This window comes from Anaerobacillus sp. QJM3NY_17, assembly GCF_056173665.1.
In genome coordinates this window covers 4,117,854-4,140,402 of the sequence record NZ_CM149685.1, presented here as the reverse complement: position 1 = coordinate 4,140,402, position 22,549 = coordinate 4,117,854, and the positions used below count along the sequence as shown (strand labels likewise).

Sequence of the window (22,549 nt, the reverse complement as noted above, 5' to 3'; positions counted from 1 at the left end):
ATAAATGCTATCGTTTAAAAATAGTGATAAGCTAGTTTCTCAAATTAGCAGCTATTATTCATAGGAGATAATTGAAAGGGAGTGCCGATATCGTGAATAGCTTAAAGCAGCTGTCTGCTGAAGACATCCAAGAAACATCCATGATTGATATTATGTATTTCATCCTGCAGGACGAGAAAAAACCTGTTTCTTTCTATACGTTAATGGAACGAATTGGAAAAATGAAAGGTCTAACTTCTTCTCAGCTTCAGGACATGCTTGCAGAAGTTTATACAAACTTGAACACAGACGGTCGTTTCGTAACGCTTGGAGATAACCAGTGGGGCCTTAAGGGCTGGTATCCTGTTGAGCAATCTCAAGAAGAGCTTGCAACGACAATTAAACCAAAGAAACGCAAGAAATCAACTGACGATGAGCTTGGTTTCGATGAAGATGATGAAGACGATCTTGAAGATCTAGAAGTAGATGATCTTGACGACTTTGACGATGATGACTTCGATGATGATACAGAAGATTTGGACGATGAAGACATTGATGATGACGATGATGACGACGTGGAAGACGACGAAGAAGAAAAGAAATAATTTCTGTCGCTTCTTGACTTTCGGTAGTGAAATCGGTAGAATCATTTTTGGGCTTCACCAAAATACTAAACTAATTTATAGATACGATATGAAAACAAAAGTGCCCCCTCATTTATGGGATAGGTGCCACTTTTGTTTTTTTTGTTTTTTATACTTTAAGGATTTTAAGCTTTTTAAAGGGCTAAAGTATAAGAAGAACGATGGCTTCTGTTAGAACCTGAGGGCAAGTTCTTCTAATGAGCTCATTGATGAAATGCATTGAGAAGCTGGAATTTAGCCAGTACGAGTGGACCTTCCGATTAAGTTAAGAAAAATGTAACCATCTGCATTGATTTTATTAAAAAACATAAAATCTCTCGTTTCAGATGAATCCCCTTCCTTTCTTGAAGGGCAGAATACAAACCATGAGGGGGCAGAAAGATGACAGCAAAACATAAGAAGTACATCTTTGTAACAGGCGGTGTTGTTTCTTCGCTTGGTAAAGGAATTACAGCAGCTTCATTAGGACGACTTTTGAAAAATCGCGGCGTGAGCGTAACGATTCAAAAGTTCGACCCATACATTAACGTTGACCCAGGGACAATGAGTCCTTATCAGCACGGTGAAGTATTCGTAACAGATGATGGCGCTGAGACGGATCTTGACCTTGGACACTACGAGCGCTTTATTGACATTAACCTTTCTAAAAATTCAAACGTAACAACAGGTAAAGTCTACTCTACGGTTCTTCGTAAAGAGCGTCGTGGCGACTATCTTGGAGGAACAGTACAGGTAATTCCTCACATTACGAATGAAATCAAAGAGCGCATCTTCCGCGCAGGTAACGAAACAAGCGCTGATGTAGTTATTACTGAAATCGGTGGAACGGTTGGAGACATCGAGAGTCTTCCATTCCTAGAAGCGATTCGTCAGATCAAGAGTGACATCGGCAAGGAGAACGTTATGTACATTCACTGTACGCTTCTTCCTTATCTTAAAGCAGCTGGTGAAATGAAAACAAAGCCAACACAGCATAGTGTGAAAGAGCTTCGCAGCCTTGGTATCCAGCCAAATGTTATTGTTGTTCGTGCGGAACAGCCAGTTCCACAAGAAATGAAAGACAAAATCGCTTTGTTCTGTGATATTGATGAGCATGCGGTAATTGAAGCGCAAGATGCTGATACGCTTTATAAAGTTCCTCTTGCTCTACAAGCACAAAAGCTTGATGAGATCACTTGTCAACATTTGAAATTGAACTGTCAAGAAGCGGATATGACTGAATGGAATGAGCTTGTTGAGAAAGTTCAAAACCTCTCAGGCAAAACAAAAATTGCGCTTGTTGGGAAGTATGTCGCTCTTCAAGATGCTTATATTTCCGTTGTAGAGTCGCTCAAGCACGCAGGCTATGCATTTGATGCTGACATTGACATTAAGTGGATTAATTCTGAAACAGTTACGCAGGAAAACGTTGAGGAACTTCTTTCTGACGTAGATGGCATCCTCGTTCCAGGTGGATTCGGCGATCGTGGAATTGAAGGTAAAATCACTGCGATTCAGTACGCGCGTGAAAGCAAAGTACCTTTCTTAGGAATCTGTCTTGGTATGCAGCTTGCTTCTGTTGAATTTGCACGTAACGTTCTGAATCTAGAAGGTGCTCATTCAGCTGAAATTAAGCCAACAACGAAATATCCAGTCATTGACCTTCTCCCTGAACAGAAGGATGTTGAAGATCTTGGTGGTACACTCCGTCTCGGTCTTTATCCATGTAAGCTAACGGAAGGTACGAAAGCATATGCAGCTTATAACGATGAAGTAATTTATGAGCGTCACCGTCATCGCTATGAGTTCAGCAATCAGTATCGTACTGAAATGGAAGAAGCAGGCTTCATCTTCTCTGGAACTAGCCCTGATGGCCGTCTTGTAGAAGTCGTAGAAGTGAAGGATCACCCGTGGTTTGTTGCATCACAATTCCACCCTGAATTCACATCACGTCCAACTCGTCCACAGCCGTTATTCAAAGAATTTATTGGCGCTTCTATCGCTAACAGCAAATAATTACAAAAAGCCTCTTCTCCGTTCGGAGAAGAGGCTTTTTTAGGAGAAAGTAGCATTAGAATTCGTAGCCATGCTCTTCTAATATTTCCCTCGTAGTTAAATAAAGAGCATGATAAATGTATAAAGAAGTGAGTAGAGAAGGGTAACCGATTCGTTCCCCATCATCATTTGGCACGAGACCGGAAGTAAGCCCGGTGTTAATGTGAAAATGAACGCTTTGCTCAAGCAGAGGATCAGTTTCTTTCTTTGTTGCTGATATGCCTACAACCTGAGCTCCTGTTGCTTTGAATTTCTCAGCATGCTCAGCCGCTAGTTTGTCATCGTTAAACCGTGAAAATAATATCACGCAGTCATTTTCAGTTAATGTGGCATGGTCATGGAGAATCGCACTTGAAGGAAGCTTCTCAGATCCGTACACTGCTTCAAGAGCAGTACCCTGGAGCTCATGCTCGCCAAAAAAATAAACCGTCCCGCCTCCTGTTATCGTCTGTGCGAACAATCGGGATATATCTTCAATCACCATCTCATGCTGATCTTGAATAATCTTAAACTTCCCCATCAGCTGAGTCGTAAAAATCTTAAGCATCTTATCACTGCCTTTCAAAGTTTTTATAAAAAAGAGAACTGATTTTTGGTTGTATTTTGATATAAATATATGAATAAATCTCATTATATCTAAAGAGGAGATGAACAATTTTTTTGCTCATTGCAGGTTCCTATTATAACGAAACTACATGACACTTGCGAATTACAGCCCTCGATGTATAATCAGGAAGGGATTCAACAATTTGAAGCGAACATAAACAGTAAGACTAACTGAAAAGAAGGTGCTCTCACATGAATGAAAAAATTTTAATCGTAGATGATCAATATGGAATCCGAATTCTTCTAAATGAAATCTTCCAAAAAGAAGGATATCAAACATTCCAGGCAGCGAATGGCGTTCAAGCACTATCGATCGTAAAAAGTGAGGATCCCGACTTAGTCATTCTCGATATGAAAATACCAGGAATGGACGGACTTGAAATTCTAAAGAGAATCAAAAAAATGGAAGCAAGGGCGCTTGTCATTATTATGACTGCCTACGGTGAACTAGATATGATCCACGAAGCGATGGATCTAGGAGCAATTACCCATTTTGCGAAGCCTTTTGACATTGACGAGATACGAGCAGCAGTAAAAAAAGAATTAGCGTCGCTTTCATAAAGAAAGGTAACGCTTACATAAACAAATCCCATTAAATCAAGCTTTTCCCCTTCTTTTATGAAAGTGATATGCTATAATAGAACCGTGTTTTTGGAGAAATTGTAGAGCAAATGAATTCAGTTTAGCGGGAAGTTCTTGGACGACGGCATACATAAAAACATCGCGTTTGTGCCATCTTGAAGAAGACAGTTTTTCTGGATACATCTGCATGCTTCAATGACAAGTATTCGTTATTAAGATGTTCCAGGTATCATCCTGGCAATTTTAAATTATATTGAGGAGGATTTACCATGCCTTTAGTTTCTATGAAAGAAATGCTCGAAAAAGGTAAAGCAGAAGGCTACGCAGTTGGCCAATTTAACCTTAACAACCTTGAGTTTACTCAAGCTATCCTACAAGCTGCACAAGAAGAACAATCACCAGTTATCCTTGGTGTTTCTGAAGGTGCTGCTCGTTACATGGGCGGATTCAAAACAATTGTTACAATTGTAGAAGCGCTTATGGAAGAGTACAAGGTTACAGTACCAGTTGCTATTCACCTTGACCACGGTTCTAGCTTCGAGAAGTGTATGCAAGCGATCAACGCTGGATTCACTTCTGTTATGATCGACGGTTCTCATTACCCACTAGACGAAAACATCGCTCTAACTACAAAAGTAGTAGAAGCTGCACATGCAGTTGGTGTTTCTGTTGAAGCTGAGCTTGGACGCATTGGCGGACAAGAAGACGATCTTATCGTTGACGATGCTGAAGCTGCATACGCAATCCCTGAAGAGTGTGAGCGCCTTATCAACGAAACTGGTGTAGATTGCTTCGCACCTGCACTTGGTTCTGTTCACGGCCCTTACAAAGGCGAGCCTAACCTAGGATTCGACCGCATGGAAACAATCAGCAAAATGACTGGTGTTCCTCTAGTACTTCACGGTGGTACTGGTATTCCAACTGCTGACGTTAAAAAAGCGATCAAATTTGGACATGCTAAAATCAACGTGAACACTGAGAGCCAACTTTCTTCTGCTAAAGCAGTTCGTTCTGTACTTGAAGAAAAGCCAGATCTTTACGATCCTCGTAAATACATGGGACCAGCACGTGACGCGATTAAAGAAACAGTAATCGGCAAAATGCGTGAGTTTGGTTCTTCTAACAAAGCGTAATAACTTCTTAAAATCGGATCATCAAAACCGCTCTATTATGAGCGGTTTCTGATTTCCGTTTTTTAATCCCCTAACTACTACCTTGCGACTATTTTTCATTTATTTACAATCAAATCAGCTAACTTAAAACAAAATATGTTAAAATCTTTCTCGTAACCGCTTTCTAAAATCAAAGGAGGACGAACATAATGAAAATTTTCATAGATTCTGCAAACCTGAATGATATTAAAGAAGCACACGATATGGGAGTAGTAGCTGGAGTAACTACGAATCCATCTCTTGTTATGAAAGAAAAGGTGAATTTCCATGATCGTCTTCGTGAAATTACAAGCCTAGTAACTGGCTCTGTTAGTGCAGAGGTTGTTTCAACAACTGCTGAAGAAATGATTGAAGAAGGAAAACAACTAGCTGAAATCGCACCAAACATTACCGTAAAGGTTCCAATGAATCGTGAAGGGATGAAGGCGGTCAAAGCATTCTACGAAGCAGGAATTAAAACAAACGTAACGCTTGTTTTCTCTGCTAACCAGGCTTTGCTTGCAGCACGTGCTGGTGCGTCTTACGTTTCGCCATTCCTTGGACGTCTTGATGATATTGGTCAAAATGGTCTTGATCTCATCTCTGAAATCTCCGAACTGTTTGCGGTACATGGAATTGAGACTGAAATTATTGCTGCGTCCATTCGTCACCCAATGCATGTAACAGAAGCGGCTCTTCGTGGCGCTGACATTGGCACAATGCCACTTAAGGTCGTTCTTCAGATGCTAGAACACCCGCTAACTGATAAAGGAATTGATCAATTCCTTTCTGACTGGGAAGAAGCGAAGAAAGCAAATAAATAGTCTTATTAAATTGGCATGAACTTCCTGTTTTTGCCCATACTATTCTTAAGAAGTATCAAAATTCGACAGAAACATGAACAGGAATGAGATGCGGACGAAGAAGGGAGACCGTTATGGAAAAGTTGATGATCGCTGGAGGCCACCGATTAAGCGGTACAGTTCAAGTGAGCGGCGCCAAAAATAGTGCGGTTGCATTAATTCCGGCGGCTATTCTAGCAGATTCCACTGTCACAATTGATCATTTGCCGAACATTTCTGACGTGGGAATTCTCCGTGATTTACTAGAGGAAATCGGAGGACAAGCTGAGCTCGATGGAAATACATTAACTGTGAATCCACAGGACATGATTGCCATGCCACTGCCGAATGGAAAAGTAAAGAAGCTTCGTGCTTCTTATTACTTGATGGGTGCGATGTTGGGTCGTTTTAATAAAGCGGTTATCGGACTTCCAGGCGGTTGTAACCTTGGACCGCGTCCGATTGATCAGCATATTAAAGGCTTTGAAGCTCTTGGTGCAAAAGTAACAAATGAGCAAGGTGCGATTTACCTTCGTGCTGATGAACTGAGAGGGGCCCGTATTTACCTTGACGTTGTAAGTGTAGGAGCTACGATTAATATTATGCTTGCAGCCGTTCGTGCAAAAGGACGGACAGTCATTGAAAATGCAGCGAAAGAACCAGAAATTATTGATGTTGCCACACTGTTATCTAGTATGGGAGCGAAGATCAAAGGAGCAGGGACAGACGTCATTCGTATCGATGGTGTTGACGAGCTAAGTGGCTGTTACCACTCGATCATACCTGACCGCATAGAGGCGGGCACTTACATGATTATGGCAGCGGCGATGGGAGACGAAGTCGTCATCGATAATGTCATCTCGCAACATCTTGAGTCACTTATCGCAAAGCTGCGTGAGATGGGTGTAAAGGTAGAGACGAATGAAGACCAGGTTTATATTCGTTCACCACGCGAAGGCTGGAAAGGCGTTGACCTCAAGACACTCGTCTATCCTGGTTTCCCAACAGACTTACAGCAGCCGTTTACATCGCTCTTAACAAACGCAGAGGGTAGTAGCATTGTGACCGATACAATTTATGGTGCAAGATTTAAGCACATTGATGAACTTCGCCGAATGGGTGCGAATGTGAAGGTGGAAGGACGTTCTGCCATCATTAATGGAGCTGTTAAGCTTCAAGGTGCGAAGGTACGTGCTTCTGATCTGAGAGCTGGTGCGGCCCTTGTCGTTGCTGGATTAATGGCAGAAGGCGTTACGGAAGTTTCAGGACTTGAGCACATCGATCGTGGGTATGAACGACTTGTAGAAAAGCTGAGCAATCTTGGCGCGAGAGTCTGGCGTGAGAAATTAGATCAAGAAGAGCTTAAAGAAGTGGAAAGCTCTTAAGAATGCAGAACAGGCGGTGAAAACCGCCATTCTGTCATCTTTTCGTGTAAGCGTTTAAAAAATAGAGATCGTGTAAACTTAGGGGGAAGCATGATGGAAAGAAGTTTATCGATGGAACTTGTTAGAGTGACCGAGGCAGCTGCGCTTGCTTCAGCGCGTTGGATGGGAAGAGGCAAGAAAGAAGAAGCAGATGATGCTGCAACGACTGCTATGCGTGACGTTTTTGATACGGTTCCGATGAAAGGAACAGTTGTCATCGGGGAAGGCGAGATGGATGAAGCACCAATGCTTTATATCGGTGAAAAGCTTGGAACTGGATATGGTCCGCGTGTCGATGTTGCTGTCGATCCTTTAGAAGGAACAAATATTGTTGCGGCAGGAACATGGAATGCCCTCGCTGTTCTAGCGGTAGCCGATCACGGAAATCTTCTTCATGCTCCTGACATGTATATGGACAAAATCGCAGTTGGACCAAAAGCAGTAGGGAAAATCGATATTAATGCCTCCGTACACGAGAATCTAAAAGCAGTAGCTGAAGCAAAAGGAAAAAATATTGAAGACTGCGTGGCGGTCATATTAGACCGTAAGCGCCACGAAAAGATTATAGAAGAAGTGCGTTCTGCCGGAGCTAGAATTAAGCTTATTTCTGATGGAGATGTAGCAGCAGCAATTAACACAGCGTTTGATGATACGGGCGTCGATATTTTGTTTGGATCTGGTGGAGCACCAGAGGGTGTCCTTGCTGCAGTAGCACTGAAATGCCTTGGTGGAGAAATACAGGGTAAGCTGCTACCGCAAAATGAGGAAGAATTAAACAGGTGTAAAGAAATGGGAATTGAAGACGTCTCCCGCGTTCTTCATATGGAAGATCTTGTGAAGGGCGATGACGCCATTTTTGCAGCGACAGGTGTTACTGATGGTGAATTGTTAAAGGGAGTTAGGTTCCAGGGAACTTCTGGTACAACGCAATCCGTTGTCATGCGTGCAAAGTCAGGAACAGTTCGTTTCATCGACGGAAAACATAGTTTACAAAAGAAGCCTGATCTGGTCATTCGACCTTAAATCACTATAAAGGAAGCGAGATCTCATGCAACATTGGTTTTTACATGTTGAATATTCCTAAGGAATCTGGTAAAACTATAAGGTGCTGTATTATTGTTAGTATGTTTAGTTACCGAAACTATAATGTGAACGAAATAGATAGTAAACTAATCCTGGCTCATTCGATCTGTGGAGAAGAGGTACTTATACTCGCCGTGCTTTCTTTTGCAAGTTGATCATGAGCCAAAGATGACGCTCGAACAAGCCGAGAATTATCAGAGTAACGATTGCTAAGCAACACCTTCGTTGTGCACTTCCTCTACTCTCACTTAAGAGATGCCTGAATGGATAGCCTCTCACAGGATCTCAACAAACTCTTTCTCTCTTTATTTATTTTCTCAACCGTCAAATTGGTCAACTCTATACAACGTACTTACGTTGTGAAAGCAAACCTCTTTGCGCACTCATATCATTTTCCAGCCGTTAGGGTCAAACCTATTATTATATAAAAAGTGTGGTGTCAACATGGCAGTAAATATATCAGAATTAGAACAAATGACGTTAAAAGATCTATACGAACAGGCAAGACTATACAAAGTCTCATATTATAGCAAGTTGAATAAGCGAGAACTTGTATTTGCCATATTGAAAGCGCAGGCTGAACAATCAGGCCTTCTTTTCATGGAAGGTATTCTAGAGATTATTTCCTCTGAAGGATTTGGATTCCTACGACCGATTAACTACTCAGCTAGTGCAGAAGACATTTATATTTCCGCTTCACAAATTCGTCGATTCGATTTACGTAACGGTGATCGCGTATCGGGTAAAGTAAGACCCCCTAAAGAAAATGAGCGCTACTACGGTCTCTTACACGTAGCCGCAGTAAATGGAGAAGACCCTGATTCTTCTAAAGAACGCGTGCATTTCCCAGCGCTTACGCCGCTGTATCCTGAGAAGAGAATGAACTTTGAGAACAAATCAGGCAATCTTTCAACGCGTATCATTGATATGATCTCGCCTGTCGGGTTTGGACAGCGTGGTTTAATCGTAGCTCCCCCAAAAGCAGGGAAAACAATGTTGCTGAAAGAAATTGCTAACAGCATTACAACGAATCATCCTGACACAGAACTTATCGTGCTTCTCATTGATGAGCGTCCTGAGGAAGTAACGGATATCGAGCGTTCTGTTGATGGGGATGTTGTTCATTCAACTTTTGATGAAACACCGGATAATCACATAAAAGTAGCTGAGCTTGTGCTAGAGCGAGCTATGCGTCTTGTTGAGCATAAGAAAGACGTTGTGATTCTTCTTGATAGTATTACACGTCTTGCTCGTGCTTATAACCTTGTTATTCCTCCAAGTGGACGTACACTTTCAGGTGGTATTGATCCTGCTGCTTTCCATCGTCCAAAACGATTCTTTGGTGCGGCAAGAAACATCGAAGAAGGTGGAAGCTTGACGATCTTAGCGACAGCTCTTGTGGAAACAGGCTCTCGTATGGATGACGTTATTTATGAAGAATTCAAAGGAACAGGCAACATGGAATTGCATCTTGATCGACGTCTTGCAGAACGACGTGTTTTCCCAGCGATTGATATTCGTCGCTCTGGCACGCGTAAAGAAGAGCTACTTCTTCCAAAAGAACAGCTTGAAATGCTTTGGACAATCCGTAAGAGCATGGATGACTCATTTGAATTCGTTGATAATTTCTTGAAACGCCTTAAGAAAACAAAGGAAAACAAAGAATTTTTCGATCTATTTGAGAAAGAAAAAAGCGGTTCATCTCGCTAATTAGGGATTGTTTCGTCACAGGATGATCAATTGCATTGTCTCTACCTCCCTGCTATAATACTTCTATGTGTGCAGAAGCTAAAAGGTAATGCCTTTTAGCTTCATTTAACTCTGGTTCCTCAGGAATCAGGGCGGAAGGAGATGAAATTCATGAAACAAGCAATTCATCCTGGTTATGAAAACATCAAAGTTAGATGTGCTTGCGGTAACGAATTCGAAACTGGATCTACAAAACAGGACGGCGTCAGCGTAGAGGTTTGCTCTGAATGTCACCCGTTCTATACTGGACGTCAGAAGTTTAATGACGCTGGTGGACGCGTAGATAAGTTTAGAAGAAAATACAACCTAAAAGGTTAATGATAGAACAGGCAAGTTTTTACTCCTTGCCTGTTTTTTTACTCAATATTCTTAGTGGAAACAACGCACTTTTTATAAGGTAGGGGAAGATTTTTGACTCACCTCCGCACTTGTAGGAAGAAACGGCTCGAGCAAATAAATTTGCTCACTCGTTTCTTCCTACAAGTGAGTAAGTCAATGAGTGAGATCATACCCGATGAAATTATAAACGTTTAAAATCAATAATTGGATGAAAGTATACGCAAAATAAAGACTGTGCTGATCAGTCATTTTTTAATGCTTATGCTGGAGAAAGGAGAAGCGGTTGAATGCATGTCATGAAGCACAGCGGCTGGATTGAGGTTGTTTGCGGAAGTATGTTTTCCGGAAAGTCGGAAGAATTGATTCGTCGAGTGAAGCGAGCGACTTATGCAAAGCAAAAAGTCCAGGTGTTCAAGCCTAAAATTGATGATAGATACAGCGAAGAATCTGTTGTGTCTCATAATGGAATGTCCGTTATCGCTGTCCCAGTTGATCATTCACAAGCGATCCTGGACCGCGTCTCAGAGGATACAGATATGGTTGCGGTAGATGAAGTACAGTTTTTTGATGAAGAAATCGTAGATGTGGCTCAGCAGCTTGCTGATGAAGGCGTTCGTGTAATCGTCGCAGGACTCGACCAGGATTTTCGTGGCGAAGCATTCGGGCAAGTTCCTAAGCTTCTTACGGTTGCTGAATCAGTTACGAAGCTACAAGCAATCTGTGTTGTATGTGGTTCTCCAGCAAGCCGTACCCAGCGTTTAATTGATGGGAAGCCCGCGCATTATGAGGATCCGATTATCCTTGTTGGTGCGTCAGAATCCTATGAACCACGCTGTCGTCATTGTCACAAAGTACCAGGGAAACCAACGGCGCGAGACAATAAAGAGCAGCAAATATCAAAATAAGTCCGGGAAACCGGGCTTTTTTTAATGCGCGAAAACATCTGGTTTCATTTCCATAGAAGAGGAGAACGAGAATCTAACCAGTCATCTTTGGGCACCTTAAAACGAGGAGGTGACTGACTGATGAGAAAGGTTTCAACTATGATGATTGCATTCCTTTTACTTGTAGCTGCTTGTTCGCCATTAAAGCCACCAGAGGCGGATGGACAAGCGGGAGAAGGCCAGAATTTAAACACAGATATTAACTTGAATCCTCAGTCCTATCGCAATATGAGTGTTGATAAGCCAACAATTAGTGACGATCAAGATAAGATTCGTGAAGTCGTCGAGACAGAAGGTTTCGATGCTGGAGTCGTTTCAATTACAGGAAATCACGCGTGGGTCAATGTGAAATTTAGCAATAAAAATGAAGCGAGTTTAAATGAACAGAAAAAAAACCTCGCTGCTAAAATTTATCAAGCCGTACCGAGGTACAAAATTCATGTACGAGCAAGATAAACCCTCTCATGCGAGAGGGTTGTTTTGTTTTATTAGTGCTGGGCGCGTCGCGCTGCCTGTTGCAATGGATCCCAAACGCTATTGTAAGGGGGAGCATATGCGAGATCAAGATCCTCAATGTCATGAAGCGTCATCTGGTGGTAAAGAGCCGTTGCAAGCACATCAACTCGCTTATCAACGCCGTACTTTCCAATAAACTGTCCACCGATAATTCGTTCGTTATCATCTCGGAAAATAATTTTCACGCAAAGTTCACGAGCTTCTGGGTAGTAACCCGCAATGTCAGTTGCCTCGGTTGAGCAGCTTGAGAATGGTAAATTTAATTCTTTTGCTTCGTTAGTAGAAAGGCCTGTGCGGCCAAGAGTTAATCCGAAAAATTTAATAACAGAAGTGCCGACAATCCCCTTAAATGTATTTGGTTGCCCAATCATGTTAAGGCCAGCAATGCGCCCCTGCTTATTTGCCGTTGTGCCAAGAGGAACAAAGTCATCTCGTTCTTTAATGCGATGATAATGGGTTGCACAGTCTCCAGCTGCATATACGTCCTCTTTACTTGTTTGCATGTAGCGGTTCACCTGAATAGCACCGTTAGAAGTTGTATGAAGACCGCATTCTTTGAGGAAACCAGTATTCGGTTTGACGCCGACTGAGACGAGAACAAGGTCTGCATCATATTCTCCTTTGTCAGTCACGATTTTTTTGACGCGCTTATCCCCTTTGAAAGACTGAACGCCTTCATTTGTATGAACCGAAACATTGTTTTGCTTGGCTTCTTCGTGTATAAGCTTAGCCATATCGTCATCAAAAATACTGGCAAGGTGCGGTCCTAACTCAATGATGCGTACATTTTTACCGAGTTCACGGAACGTTTCGGCCATTTCAAGTCCAATGTATCCACCGCCAATGACCGCCACATTTTGTACGGAATCATCAAGATCTTTTATCACTTTTTCAGCATCGGGAATGGTCTTTAATGTATGTATGCCGTTAAGGTCGATGCCTTCCCAGTTTGGTTTAACAGGACTTACTCCTGTAGCGATCAGGAGCTTATCGTAATTTTCTTCAAAGTGATCATTCGTTTTTAAATTGATTCCTTTTACAATTTTGTTTTCAGTATCAACGTTTGTAACCTCATGGTAGACACGTGCGTCAATTCCATACTTTTCTCGAAATGTATCGACGGATCTTGCAATCAGTTTATCCGTAGATTCAATTTTTCCGCTAATGACATAAGGTAGCCCGCATTGGCCATACGAATAAATATCTCCCTTTTCGAGCGTCACAACTTCCGCTTCCTCATCGTTTCTAATAATTTGCATTGCTGCACTCATACCAGCCGCATCTCCGCCAATAATAACAAACTTCATCTATAAGCAGCCCCTTTCCTAATCGTTCAGTCTAGCCTACTTTCAGTTTACCCTTAAAAAATGATGTTAAAGCTATTTTTGCTTTTGACTGGCGAAATGTCCTATACTATAATTAGAATGTTATGCAACGAAAACGAGGTGAAAGATCTTGTTAGACCGTTTAGAAATTGTAGAAGAACGTTATGATAAGTTAAATCAGTTGTTGAGTGATCCAGAAGTCATTAATGACACGACGAAACTCCGCGAATATTCCAAAGAGCAAGCTAGCCTTGAGGAAACCGTTCAGGTGTATCGTGAATATAAGGAAATTCTCGAAGGCATTCAAGACGCGAAGGCGATGCTTGAGGAAGAAAAAGATGCAGAAATGCGTGAAATGGTGAAGGCAGAGCTTTCAGAGCTTACACCACAAGAAGAAGAGTATGCAGAGCGCTTACGAGTGCTACTTCTTCCTAAAGATCCGAACGATGAGAAGAACGTAATTATCGAAGTTCGAGGAGCAGCGGGTGGAGACGAAGCCGCATTATTTGCTGGTGACTTGTACAAAATGTACAGCCGCTTTGCTGAAATGCAAGGTTGGAAGTCTGAAGTCATCGAATATAGTTCAACAGAACTAGGTGGTTATAAAGAAATTATCTTTATGATCAACGGTGCCGGCGCATATTCCAAAATGAAGTATGAAAACGGCGCACACCGAGTGCAGCGTGTTCCTTCAACAGAATCAGGTGGACGTATTCACACGTCTACGGCCACAGTAGCCGTGCTTCCTGAAGCGGAAGAAGTGGAAGTTGAAATCCATGACAAAGACATTCGTGTTGATACATTTACTTCAAGTGGACCAGGTGGACAAAGTGTTAATACAACGATGTCAGCTGTTCGCTTAACCCATACGCCAACAGGTGTTGTTGTATCGTGTCAGGATGAGAAGTCACAAATTAAGAACAAAGAAAAAGCGATGAAGGTTCTTCGTGCTCGTGTGTATGATAAGTTCCAACAAGAAGCACAGAAAGAGTATGACGATAACCGTAAATCCGCTGTTGGAACGGGCGACCGTTCTGAACGAATCCGTACGTATAACTTCCCTCAAAACCGCGTGACGGATCATAGAATTAACTTAACGATTCAGAAACTTGACCAGATTCTTCAAGGGAAGCTTGATGAGTTCATTGATGCGCTAATTACAGAAGAGCAAACGCGCTTAATGGCAGAAGCTGGAGAGTGACCTTATGAAGACTGTATTCGAAGCCCTTAAATGGGCTTCTTCTTTTTTAGAGAAGCATGGACGTGAAGCGTCAGCAGCTGAATGGCTGATTAAGCATGAGTTAAATGTAACAAGAACGGAATTGCTCCTTCGAATGCAAGACGAAATGCCTGATTATGAAAGTTTTGAAGCAAAAATCCAGGAGCATGCAAGCGGCATTCCTGTTCAGCACATTGTCGAAAAGGAAGAGTTCTATGGTAGAACGTATCGGGTCAACCATCATGTTCTCGTTCCAAGACCTGAAACAGAAGAGCTTGTGGAAGGCATCCTTACAAGAGCGAAGAAGCTATTTCTTGATCCGACAAAGGCAACGATTGCTGACATTGGAACGGGAAGTGGGGCAATTGCAATTAGTCTAGCGCTTGAACTTCAAAATCGAGAAGTCACTGCGGTCGATATTTCTGAAGATGCTCTAGAAGTTGCGAAGGAAAATGCGCGACAGCTTAAGGCGCCAATCTCGTTTCTTCATGGCGATCTACTTCAGCCGTTAGCAGGACGTAAGCTTGATATCGTTGTCTCAAATCCTCCGTATATTTCTGAAGAAGAATACGCAACTCTTGACCCGTTGGTTCGAGATCATGAACCTATTCAGGCACTCGTTGGAGGAGAAGATGGATATGAGCTTTATCGAAGACTTGCGGAAGGTCTCCCTAGTTTGATCTCGTCTCCAGGATTAATTGGATTTGAAGTAGGAGAAAAGCAGGCGAGAACCGTTGCTACAATGCTTGAATCCTCTTTTGGTGAGGACATTGAAGTGGAAGTTGTGAAAGATATTAGTGGGAAAGAACGGATGGTATTTGGTGTTGTAAAATAACCCTGTCGATTCTACTCGCATTCTGGTGAAGAGTTCTACGTTTAAAACGTTCGATTCTGGCCAGAATGAGAGCTAGAAGGGACGGGATACAAGATGAATCAAAGAGGACTTATTAATCTATTAATCTCATTTTTTATTCTTGCTTCAAGTCTCCAGAGTTCGGGAATAGTAACAGCAAATCAACAGGTTATTCCAGACGAAGCGATTCGTCTTCGCATTTTAGCCAATAGCAATAGCAATGAAGATCAAACCGTGAAACGCAGCATTCGTGATGAAGTCAATGAATCGATTAATGAATGGGTTGCTGATCTAACTTCTATTGAAGAATCTCGTCATGTGATTAAAAGTCGTCTAGCCGAGATTGAAGCCATCGTAAGCAAGCAATTAGAAATGATCGGTAGTCGTGAATCTTTTTCCGTTACGTTCGGAGAAGTGGCTTTTCCAACGAAGCTTTATGGCGACTTCGTGTATCCAGCAGGTGATTATGAAGCTGTGCTCATTACGATTGGGGAAGGACTTGGGGATAACTGGTGGTGCGTATTGTTTCCACCGCTTTGCTTTCTTGATTTCTCAAATGGTGATGCCGTCCAAGCTGAAAGTGATGTAGTGGAAGAACCATCTGAAGAAGTAGAAGTTGAATTCTTCCTCGTCAAAATTATTGATACGATTGTTGAATGGTTTAAAGGGATTTTCAGTTAAAAGGTCTATTTTCCTCCTTCAAAGCATAAGACCATAACAGAACGGTATTGTGCTCAAAAAAGAATTTGAAGGAGGAAGATTCAATTGTTTCTAGTTAGAAAAGCAACTACTGAAGATGTCGCCGCAGTTTGGGATTTTGTGAAACGCTCTGGACTCGAAGTGGACGGGCTACCTAAGATTGAGTCCTTCCTTATCGCAGAATCAGAAGAGAAGGAGCTATTCGGTGTCATTGCCCTTGAAACGTTTGGTAATGCAGGTTTACTTAGAGCTCTCGTCTTAAACAGCTCCGAATCCACCTCAGAGCGTTTGCTACGTTTCTTTGATCAGGTGATTCAATTGGCGAAGAAAAACCAATTGGACGAGTTATACCTTACGTCAAAAGAAGAATCCTTTTTCTTTCAAGTTTTCGGTTTCTCGACAATTCCTGTAGAAAATATCCCAACAACGTTGAAGACAAATGAGTTATTTACAAATCATTCAGATCAGCGAGTGATTATGAGAAAACGGTTAACGTAGGGGATCTCATCAACAAGGTTATACACAAAATAAGCATTCCTTATCCACACAATGTGGATATTAGCGTAATAAGACGAAGGAAGCGTTTTTACGAATCGTGTAGAATCCTGTGGAAAGATCACATATCTCCCCGAAATAACCGGGCTTATTAGTATTTATGATATAAGAAGGTGTATAACATGGAAGGTATCCACACAAATGTTTGGTATGTGGATGAAAATGTGGATAGCGAAAAAAGTTATCCACAAATTGCGGAAGCAGCAGAATGTTTAAAACAAAATGAAGTCGTTGCTTTTCCTACTGAGACGGTCTATGGGCTTGGTGGGAATGCTTTATCTGAAGAAGCCGTCGCAAAAATTTTCCAAGCGAAGGGACGACCTGCAGATAATCCGCTTATTGTGCACGTTGCCTCTCGTCCACATGTGGAAAAGTTAGTAACGAGTATTCCGAAGCAAGCGGATGATCTGATGAATGCATTTTGGCCGGGACCTCTAACAATTGTTTTACCTGGTGGACAGAGTGTGGCTAGAAATGTAACAGCAGGACTCGATACGGTAGCCATTCGCATGCCAAATCACCCTGTAGCACTGGCCATATTAAAAGCTGCGAACTTACCTCTTGCAGCGCCAAGCGCGAATCTATCAGGCAAACCAAGTCCGACGTCAGCCGATCATGTCATTCATGATTTGAGCGGAAGGATCGCTGGCATTGTGGATGGAGGGTCAACTGGTGTTGGTCTTGAGTCTACTGTTGTGGACTGTTCTGGAGATGTCGTGACAATTCTCCGTCCAGGTGGTGTCACGAAGGAGCAGTTAGAAGAAGTGGTCGGCGAAGTGAAGGTTGATCCAGCATTAAGTGATGATGGCCAAAAGCCAAAGTCTCCTGGTGTAAAGTACAAACACTATGCACCGACAGCTCCTGTTACGCTTGTGGATGGCTCAGAAAAGCATTTGCAAACGATCGTGGACAAGCGTAGAGCAGAAGGATTGAAAATAGGCATCCTCGCAACAGAGGAATCAAAGTCATTATATCAAGCAGATATCATCATTCCATGTGGATCAAGAGATGACCTTATTTCTGTAGCGAATCGTCTTTATGATGTATTGAGGCAGTTCGATGAATCCGATGTGGATGAAATTTATAGCGAAATATTCACACATGAGGGAGTAGGAGCAGCGGTTATGAACCGGCTATCAAAAGCTGCAAACAATCGTGTGATGAAAGAATAGTAAAAACCCGCTCATTTGAGCGGGTTTTTTCATCGAGGCTAATTATTATTGCGTTTCTTTTCCACAAACTCTTCTACCATTTTCGTTGTTACGTAAGTTCGTGTAGGGATACTTCCTTGTTTAGCAAGTTCATTAATTTGAAGTGAAAGTTCATTGATCCGTTCAGTTGTATAAGATTTGTTCGCTTCACATTGTTCAACAGCATGAGCAATCGCTGCTTCGCGCTCTTTATCTAACTGAATAAACAATTTAATTTCACGATTTTTTTCATTAAGCTGATTTGAAATACCTTTGTGAACGCTCATCTAATTAGTTCCTCCATTTCGGCTCATTCCATACTAGAACATTACCCTTAACGAGCCCTTCTTAACCTATTATTCCTCCTTTCCCTTCTATTTTCAAGAGGACGTGCATAAAAGTTGAATAGCACGTCCCGGGAGGAGATGAAATGTTTTCCACTGCATTAATTGGTGAGCTCGCAACGTTAAGTATAATGGCATTTGCTCTCGGCATGGATGCTTTTTCAGTTGGACTAGGCATGGGTATGATCCCGCTCCGGCTTCGCCAAATTGCCAAAATCGGCGTTGTGATCGGACTATTTCATATGGGGATGCCACTTGCCGGCATGATCATCGGGCGCGTGCTTTCCGAGCATTTTGGCACGATTGCAACAATGATCGGCGGCGGTCTATTGCTTTTACTAGGTATTCAAATGGGACTATCATCACTTTCATCGAGCGATAAACCATTTGTCACTCCAGTGGGGTTTGGTTTACTTATTTTTTCTTTAAGCGTTAGTCTTGATAGCTTTTCCGTTGGGCTAAGTCTTGGCATTTACGGTGCAAGAGTGGTTATCACGATCTTATTATTTGGGCTTATTAGCATGCTCTTAACGTGGTCAGGCTTAATGATGGGTCGGAAATTTCAGAGCTGGATCGGCTCGTACAGCGAACTTCTCGGCGGTTGCATACTATTTGGGTTTGGGCTGAAGCTTTTGATTTTGTAATGTGCAGTTAAGTGTGTTTGGCCAATAAATCCAAATTTCAGCCAATAAAAAGCTCCAGGGAAGGCTAAGGTACTTGCGGACACCCTCCCTGAAGCTTAAGATAAGCTGAATTACTCCGTTATCCCCTGTAAAAGCCTCGCATAAGGAGAGTTTGCTGGGAGCATGATCACTGTTTCGTCGTTCAAAGTCGTTTTATACGACTCAAGCGTGCGATAAAGCTCGTAGAATTCAGGATCTTTACTAAATGCTTTGTTGTAGATTTTAGCCGCTTCAGATTCTCCCTCTGCGCGAATTTCTTCCGCATCGGCATCTGCTTTAGCAATTATGGTATCGACCTCTTTATCTGTTTCCGCCTTGATTCGATCGGAATCCGCGTCACCTTGAGATAAATACTCCTGTGCTTTGGATTCACGCTCTGAAATCATTCGCTGGAAAACGGACTGTTCGTTTGCGTCAGGGAGGTCGGTGCGCTTCATGCGCACATCCGTTACCTGAATGCCGTACGCATCGCGATCGAGGAGTTCATTTACTCGCTCCCGAACGTTATCGTTGAAGCTACCACGGTTAGATTTCTCTTCGTTTATGATTTCCTCATATTCAAGCTGACCGAGCTCAGATCGGATGACTGAGAAAATAAATTCACCCATTTTCGCTTCGGCATTTTCAATTGTTCGTGCATTAGTGATCATATCTTGTGGATCGCTGACAGACCAAACGGCGTAGTTATCCACAGTCATCCTCTTTTTATCTTTCGTTGTAATTTCCTCTGGATTGACATCGTAAAGCATTTGATACTTTGGTAGCGTCGTAACTGACTGAATGAACGGTACTTTAAATTTTAGTCCGGGTTCTGTTTCGATTTTAACGACGTCACCAAATTGACGAATGACCTTGTACTCGCCTTCCTTTACAACAAATAGTGTGCTGAAAAGCCCGCCAATCATAATGAGAAGGAGAACGATAAGTATTGCGGTTTTTACAATTTTTCTAGGACTCATCTTACGCCGGTGTTCATCCATATTAAAAACGTTCTCACTCATTCTTTTCACTCTCCTTTGGCTTTGGGGTTTCAGCTGTTTTTTCTTTTGCTGGCTGAATCGGTAAGTATTTGACGGTGTCTCCACCTTCGTCGGTAATGTAAATTTTCGTATCAGGAAGAACTTCTTCTAACGTCTCTAACACAAGGCGCTGTCTTGTAATATCAGGATTGGTTTTATATTCATTATAAAGAGCATTGAAGGTAGCAACGTCACCACGGGCTTGCTCGATTCGCTGAGCCTTTTCACCCTCAGCTTTCGAAATACGAGCATCCTTTTGACCTTCTACAACATTGAGCTCCTGGTTTTTGTATTTCTTCGCACCGTAGATTGTCGTTTCTTTTTGTTCACGGGCATCGACGACGTTTGTGAACGCTTTACGTACTTCATCATTTGGCAGTTCAACGTCTTGAAGCTTCACATCAAGAATGGAAATTCCTATTTCGTAACGATCAATTAATTGGGTGAGAATATCGCGAACATTTCCTTCGATTTCCGCTTTACCTGACGTAAGGGCTTCGTCTATTTCTGAGCTACCGATCACACCTCTTAATGAAGCGGATGTAGCATTATAGAGAATTTCTTTCGGTTCATCAGAGTAGTACAAATATTGTTTAGGATTCGTAATTCGCCATTGCACAACCAGGTCGGCGAGTACGATGTTTTCATCTCCAGTTACCATTTTTGTTTCCTCTGGAAAATCCACAATTTCTCCATCTTCCTCATCATATCCAAACGTTAAGCTGAACGTCTCTCTTGGTAAAATATCCACCTGTTGGATCGGCCATGGCAGTTTAAAATGAAGACCAGCCTCGCTTATTTCTTCATCTACTTTCCCAAATGTCATAATGACAGCTTGCTCTGATTCATCCACTGTATACCAGCTTGTAACTAGAATGACCCCCAGGATAAGAAATAGAACAACCGCACCTGACAGGATGACAATTTTTCTTTGTGACATCTAACTTCCCCCCTCGATTTTCTTATAACAAGTATTACGTGCAGATAACAAAAAGGTTTCGTAATTCCCATATTTTTTCACAATAACGGTTGGGCGATAGAGGGTGGATTTATCCCCCTTCATCTCTCATAATAGGAGGAGAAGGGAAGTGGACATGGTGAGAGTTTTATTTGTATGCACAGGTAACACATGCCGCAGTCCAATGGCGGAAGTGATTCTAAAAAATAAAAGCAAAGAAGTTGAAGCGAAATCAGCAGGTGTTTTTGCAGCGAACGGTGCTCCTGCGAGTCGTCAGGTTGAAATACTTCTAGAAGAGAAAAATGTTCCATTTGCCCATACGGCAAAAATGCTAGATCGACAGTTAGCAGAATGGAGCGATCTCCTTCTTACGATGACTAGTAGTCACAAAGCACTTGTACTTCGTGATTTTCCAGAGCTAGCTGATAAGGTTTATACATTAAAAGAATATGCAGCAACAGAAGATGAGAAGAAATACGATTCTTATCAAGAGAAAGCGGCTGAGATTGAAATGAAGCGAGCGGCTTTTCATCATGAGATTCAAAACGTTACAGGAGAAGATGAACAGCAGAAGCGCAATCAATTCGAAGCGGAAATGAAAAAAGATCTTGGAGAATTGCAAGCGCTTGAACAAGGTTTGCCTTCAATGGATATATCCGATCCATTTGGCGGTACAATAGAACAGTATCGAACAACTTATACAGAAATTGAGACAGCGATTGAGCAAATGATGGAACGGATCCGTCAAGAAGACATGGAGGGGTAAGAATGAAAGTAGCCATAGGTGCAGATCATGCGGGCGTTAACATTAAGGGTGACATCATCAAAGTAATTCAGGAGCTTGGTATGGAGGTCATCGATCTTGGGTGTGATTGTCACGATTCCGTGGACTACCCCGATTATGCGATTCCTGTCGCAGAAAAAGTAGCTTCAGGAGAAGCGGATCGCGGCATATTGATTTGCGGAACAGGGATTGGAATGTCGATTGCAGCAAATAAAGTCAATGGTATCCGATGTGCGCTCGTACATGATCTTTTTAGTGCGAAAGCGACTAGACTACACAACGATTCCAATGTTCTTGCGATGGGCGAACGTATCATTGGCCCTGGCCTTGCCACGGAGATTGCCAAGGTCTGGCTTGAAACCGACTATGAAGCAGGACGCCATGCTAGAAGAGTCGGCAAAATTACAGAATACGAAGTAAAAGAATAAGGGGGGCGTTACCTGTGGATGAACAAACAGCGCGTCAAATTACTCGGCATACGCTTGAAGCGCTCTCAGACCTTCAGAAAGATGCCCGTCTGACAGATCGTCACTTGCTCGTCATTGGGATGAGCTCTAGCGAAGTGATCGGTCAGCGCATTGGGACTGCTGGGACCGTTTCGGCAGCGGAGGCTATTTATGAAAGTATTGATGTGTTTCAAAAAGAAACAGGTGTTCAGCTTGCTTTTCAATGTTGTGAGCATTTAAATCGAGCGCTTGTCGTTGAGCGAGAAACGGCTTATGACAAGGGTTATGAAATTGTAGCGGCTATCCCGACTGCGAGAGCAGGCGGTTCGATGGCGACGCATGCTTATGCTCAAATGAATGATCCAGTTCTCGTTGAGTTTATTTCAGCGGACGCAGGAATCGATATTGGCGATACGTTTATTGGTATGCACATCAGGCATGTGGCAGTACCAGTTCGAGGTAGGCACACGTCAATAGGTGAAGCTCACTTAACAATGGTTCGCTCAAGACCGAAGCTCATTGGGGGAGAACGCGCCTCATATCTTGGGAAAAATGAGCATTGCTTTTAGCCTCAAAACCGA

At 42.4% G+C, this 22,549-nt stretch carries 25 protein-coding genes; 20 read left to right on the top strand and 5 right to left on the bottom strand.

Going from position 1 to position 22,549, the window contains the following annotated elements:
- Positions 1-92 precede the first annotated feature (92 nt).
- Both rpoE and AC0VYV_RS21125 read left to right on the top strand, forming a co-directional pair.
- On the top strand, positions 93-584 hold the full coding sequence (gene rpoE / locus AC0VYV_RS21130) for a DNA-directed RNA polymerase subunit delta (protein ID WP_430245258.1): 492 nt from the start codon (positions 93-95) through the stop codon (positions 582-584).
- Between the two features lie 420 nt (positions 585-1,004).
- The gene (locus AC0VYV_RS21125) at positions 1,005-2,618 is read left to right on the top strand and encodes a CTP synthase (protein ID WP_194218360.1); all 1,614 of its coding nucleotides are present in this window, start codon (positions 1,005-1,007) and stop codon (positions 2,616-2,618) included.
- 55 nt (positions 2,619-2,673) lie between these two features.
- On the opposite strand, the gene AC0VYV_RS21120 is transcribed toward AC0VYV_RS21125, so the two are convergent.
- Positions 2,674-3,204, bottom strand: a complete 531-nt coding sequence (locus AC0VYV_RS21120; protein ID WP_475366156.1) for a DUF2529 family protein — start codon at positions 3,202-3,204, stop codon at positions 2,674-2,676.
- A 251-nt stretch (positions 3,205-3,455) separates the two neighbouring features.
- On the opposite strand from AC0VYV_RS21120, the gene AC0VYV_RS21115 reads away from it, so the two are divergent.
- The 9 genes from AC0VYV_RS21115 to AC0VYV_RS21075 all read left to right on the top strand — a co-directional run bounded on the left by AC0VYV_RS21115 (position 3,456) and on the right by AC0VYV_RS21075 (position 11,833).
- On the top strand, positions 3,456-3,824 hold the full coding sequence (locus tag AC0VYV_RS21115; RefSeq protein WP_194218362.1) for a response regulator: 369 nt from the start codon (positions 3,456-3,458) through the stop codon (positions 3,822-3,824).
- A gap of 290 nt (positions 3,825-4,114) precedes the next feature.
- The gene (gene fba, locus AC0VYV_RS21110; RefSeq protein ID WP_159786369.1) at positions 4,115-4,978 is read left to right on the top strand and encodes a class II fructose-1,6-bisphosphate aldolase; all 864 of its coding nucleotides are present in this window, start codon (positions 4,115-4,117) and stop codon (positions 4,976-4,978) included.
- A 188-nt stretch (positions 4,979-5,166) separates the two neighbouring features.
- The gene (gene fsa, locus AC0VYV_RS21105) at positions 5,167-5,820 is read left to right on the top strand and encodes a fructose-6-phosphate aldolase (RefSeq protein WP_475366155.1); all 654 of its coding nucleotides are present in this window, start codon (positions 5,167-5,169) and stop codon (positions 5,818-5,820) included.
- 113 nt (positions 5,821-5,933) lie between these two features.
- Positions 5,934-7,223, top strand: coding sequence for a UDP-N-acetylglucosamine 1-carboxyvinyltransferase (locus tag AC0VYV_RS21100; RefSeq protein WP_194218364.1), 1,290 nt, complete (start codon positions 5,934-5,936; stop codon positions 7,221-7,223).
- 93 nt (positions 7,224-7,316) lie between these two features.
- A complete protein-coding gene (gene glpX / locus AC0VYV_RS21095) occupies positions 7,317-8,285 on the top strand; it encodes a class II fructose-bisphosphatase (protein ID WP_194218365.1) in 969 nt (322 codons plus the stop codon).
- Positions 8,286-8,789: 504 nt separating this feature from the next.
- A complete protein-coding gene (rho, locus tag AC0VYV_RS21090) occupies positions 8,790-10,055 on the top strand; it encodes a transcription termination factor Rho (RefSeq protein WP_194218366.1) in 1,266 nt (421 codons plus the stop codon).
- A gap of 150 nt (positions 10,056-10,205) precedes the next feature.
- Positions 10,206-10,412 (top strand): 50S ribosomal protein L31, encoded by a 207-nt coding sequence (gene rpmE / locus AC0VYV_RS21085; protein ID WP_303532428.1) that lies wholly within the window; start codon positions 10,206-10,208, stop codon positions 10,410-10,412.
- A 308-nt stretch (positions 10,413-10,720) separates the two neighbouring features.
- Positions 10,721-11,338 (top strand): thymidine kinase, encoded by a 618-nt coding sequence (locus AC0VYV_RS21080; RefSeq protein WP_194218368.1) that lies wholly within the window; start codon positions 10,721-10,723, stop codon positions 11,336-11,338.
- Positions 11,339-11,458: 120 nt separating this feature from the next.
- Entirely contained in the window at positions 11,459-11,833 is a 375-nt protein-coding gene (locus AC0VYV_RS21075) for a hypothetical protein (RefSeq protein WP_475366154.1), read from the top strand.
- Positions 11,834-11,865: 32 nt separating this feature from the next.
- Here AC0VYV_RS21075 and AC0VYV_RS21070 read toward each other — a convergent pair whose 3' ends face one another.
- Complete coding sequence (locus tag AC0VYV_RS21070) at positions 11,866-13,200, bottom strand: CoA-disulfide reductase (RefSeq protein WP_475366153.1); 1,335 nt, start codon at positions 13,198-13,200, stop codon at positions 11,866-11,868.
- 148 nt (positions 13,201-13,348) lie between these two features.
- Between AC0VYV_RS21070 and prfA the strand changes: the two genes are divergently transcribed.
- The 5 genes from prfA to AC0VYV_RS21045 all read left to right on the top strand — a co-directional run bounded on the left by prfA (position 13,349) and on the right by AC0VYV_RS21045 (position 17,716).
- A complete protein-coding gene (prfA, locus tag AC0VYV_RS21065; protein WP_194218371.1) occupies positions 13,349-14,419 on the top strand; it encodes a peptide chain release factor 1 in 1,071 nt (356 codons plus the stop codon).
- Between the two features lie 4 nt (positions 14,420-14,423).
- A complete protein-coding gene (prmC, locus tag AC0VYV_RS21060) occupies positions 14,424-15,272 on the top strand; it encodes a peptide chain release factor N(5)-glutamine methyltransferase (protein WP_475366152.1) in 849 nt (282 codons plus the stop codon).
- Positions 15,273-15,365: 93 nt separating this feature from the next.
- On the top strand, positions 15,366-15,971 hold the full coding sequence (gene spoIIR, locus AC0VYV_RS21055; protein WP_194218373.1) for a stage II sporulation protein R: 606 nt from the start codon (positions 15,366-15,368) through the stop codon (positions 15,969-15,971).
- 84 nt (positions 15,972-16,055) lie between these two features.
- Positions 16,056-16,487 (top strand): GNAT family N-acetyltransferase, encoded by a 432-nt coding sequence (locus tag AC0VYV_RS21050; RefSeq protein WP_226615742.1) that lies wholly within the window; start codon positions 16,056-16,058, stop codon positions 16,485-16,487.
- 188 nt (positions 16,488-16,675) lie between these two features.
- Positions 16,676-17,716 carry an L-threonylcarbamoyladenylate synthase gene (locus tag AC0VYV_RS21045; RefSeq protein WP_475367533.1) on the top strand — a complete coding sequence of 347 codons (1,041 nt, stop codon included), beginning with the start codon at positions 16,676-16,678 and terminating at the stop codon, positions 17,714-17,716.
- A 38-nt stretch (positions 17,717-17,754) separates the two neighbouring features.
- Here the strand turns inward: AC0VYV_RS21045 and AC0VYV_RS21040 are convergent, their stop codons facing one another.
- Positions 17,755-18,021, bottom strand: coding sequence for a DUF2533 family protein (locus AC0VYV_RS21040; protein WP_194218375.1), 267 nt, complete (start codon positions 18,019-18,021; stop codon positions 17,755-17,757).
- Between the two features lie 143 nt (positions 18,022-18,164).
- Between AC0VYV_RS21040 and AC0VYV_RS21035 the strand changes: the two genes are divergently transcribed.
- On the top strand, positions 18,165-18,722 hold the full coding sequence (locus AC0VYV_RS21035) for a manganese efflux pump MntP (RefSeq protein ID WP_475366150.1): 558 nt from the start codon (positions 18,165-18,167) through the stop codon (positions 18,720-18,722).
- Between the two features lie 110 nt (positions 18,723-18,832).
- On the opposite strand, the gene hflC is transcribed toward AC0VYV_RS21035, so the two are convergent.
- Complete coding sequence (gene hflC / locus AC0VYV_RS21030) at positions 18,833-19,762, bottom strand: protease modulator HflC (RefSeq protein ID WP_194218377.1); 930 nt, start codon at positions 19,760-19,762, stop codon at positions 18,833-18,835.
- Positions 19,755-20,720 (bottom strand): FtsH protease activity modulator HflK, encoded by a 966-nt coding sequence (gene hflK / locus AC0VYV_RS21025; RefSeq protein WP_194218378.1) that lies wholly within the window; start codon positions 20,718-20,720, stop codon positions 19,755-19,757. Before hflK ends, hflC begins: the two co-directional genes overlap by 8 nt.
- 154 nt (positions 20,721-20,874) lie before the next feature.
- On the opposite strand from hflK, the gene AC0VYV_RS21020 reads away from it, so the two are divergent.
- The 3 genes from AC0VYV_RS21020 to AC0VYV_RS21010 are packed head-to-tail and all read left to right on the top strand — an operon-like array spanning position 20,875 to position 22,537.
- Positions 20,875-21,504, top strand: a complete 630-nt coding sequence (locus AC0VYV_RS21020) for a low molecular weight protein arginine phosphatase (protein WP_242057271.1) — start codon at positions 20,875-20,877, stop codon at positions 21,502-21,504.
- Between the two features lie 2 nt (positions 21,505-21,506).
- On the top strand, positions 21,507-21,950 hold the full coding sequence (rpiB, locus tag AC0VYV_RS21015; RefSeq protein ID WP_283153341.1) for a ribose 5-phosphate isomerase B: 444 nt from the start codon (positions 21,507-21,509) through the stop codon (positions 21,948-21,950).
- A gap of 14 nt (positions 21,951-21,964) precedes the next feature.
- Complete coding sequence (locus AC0VYV_RS21010) at positions 21,965-22,537, top strand: TIGR01440 family protein (protein ID WP_276511787.1); 573 nt, start codon at positions 21,965-21,967, stop codon at positions 22,535-22,537.
- The last annotated feature ends 12 nt before the right edge of the window (positions 22,538-22,549 follow it).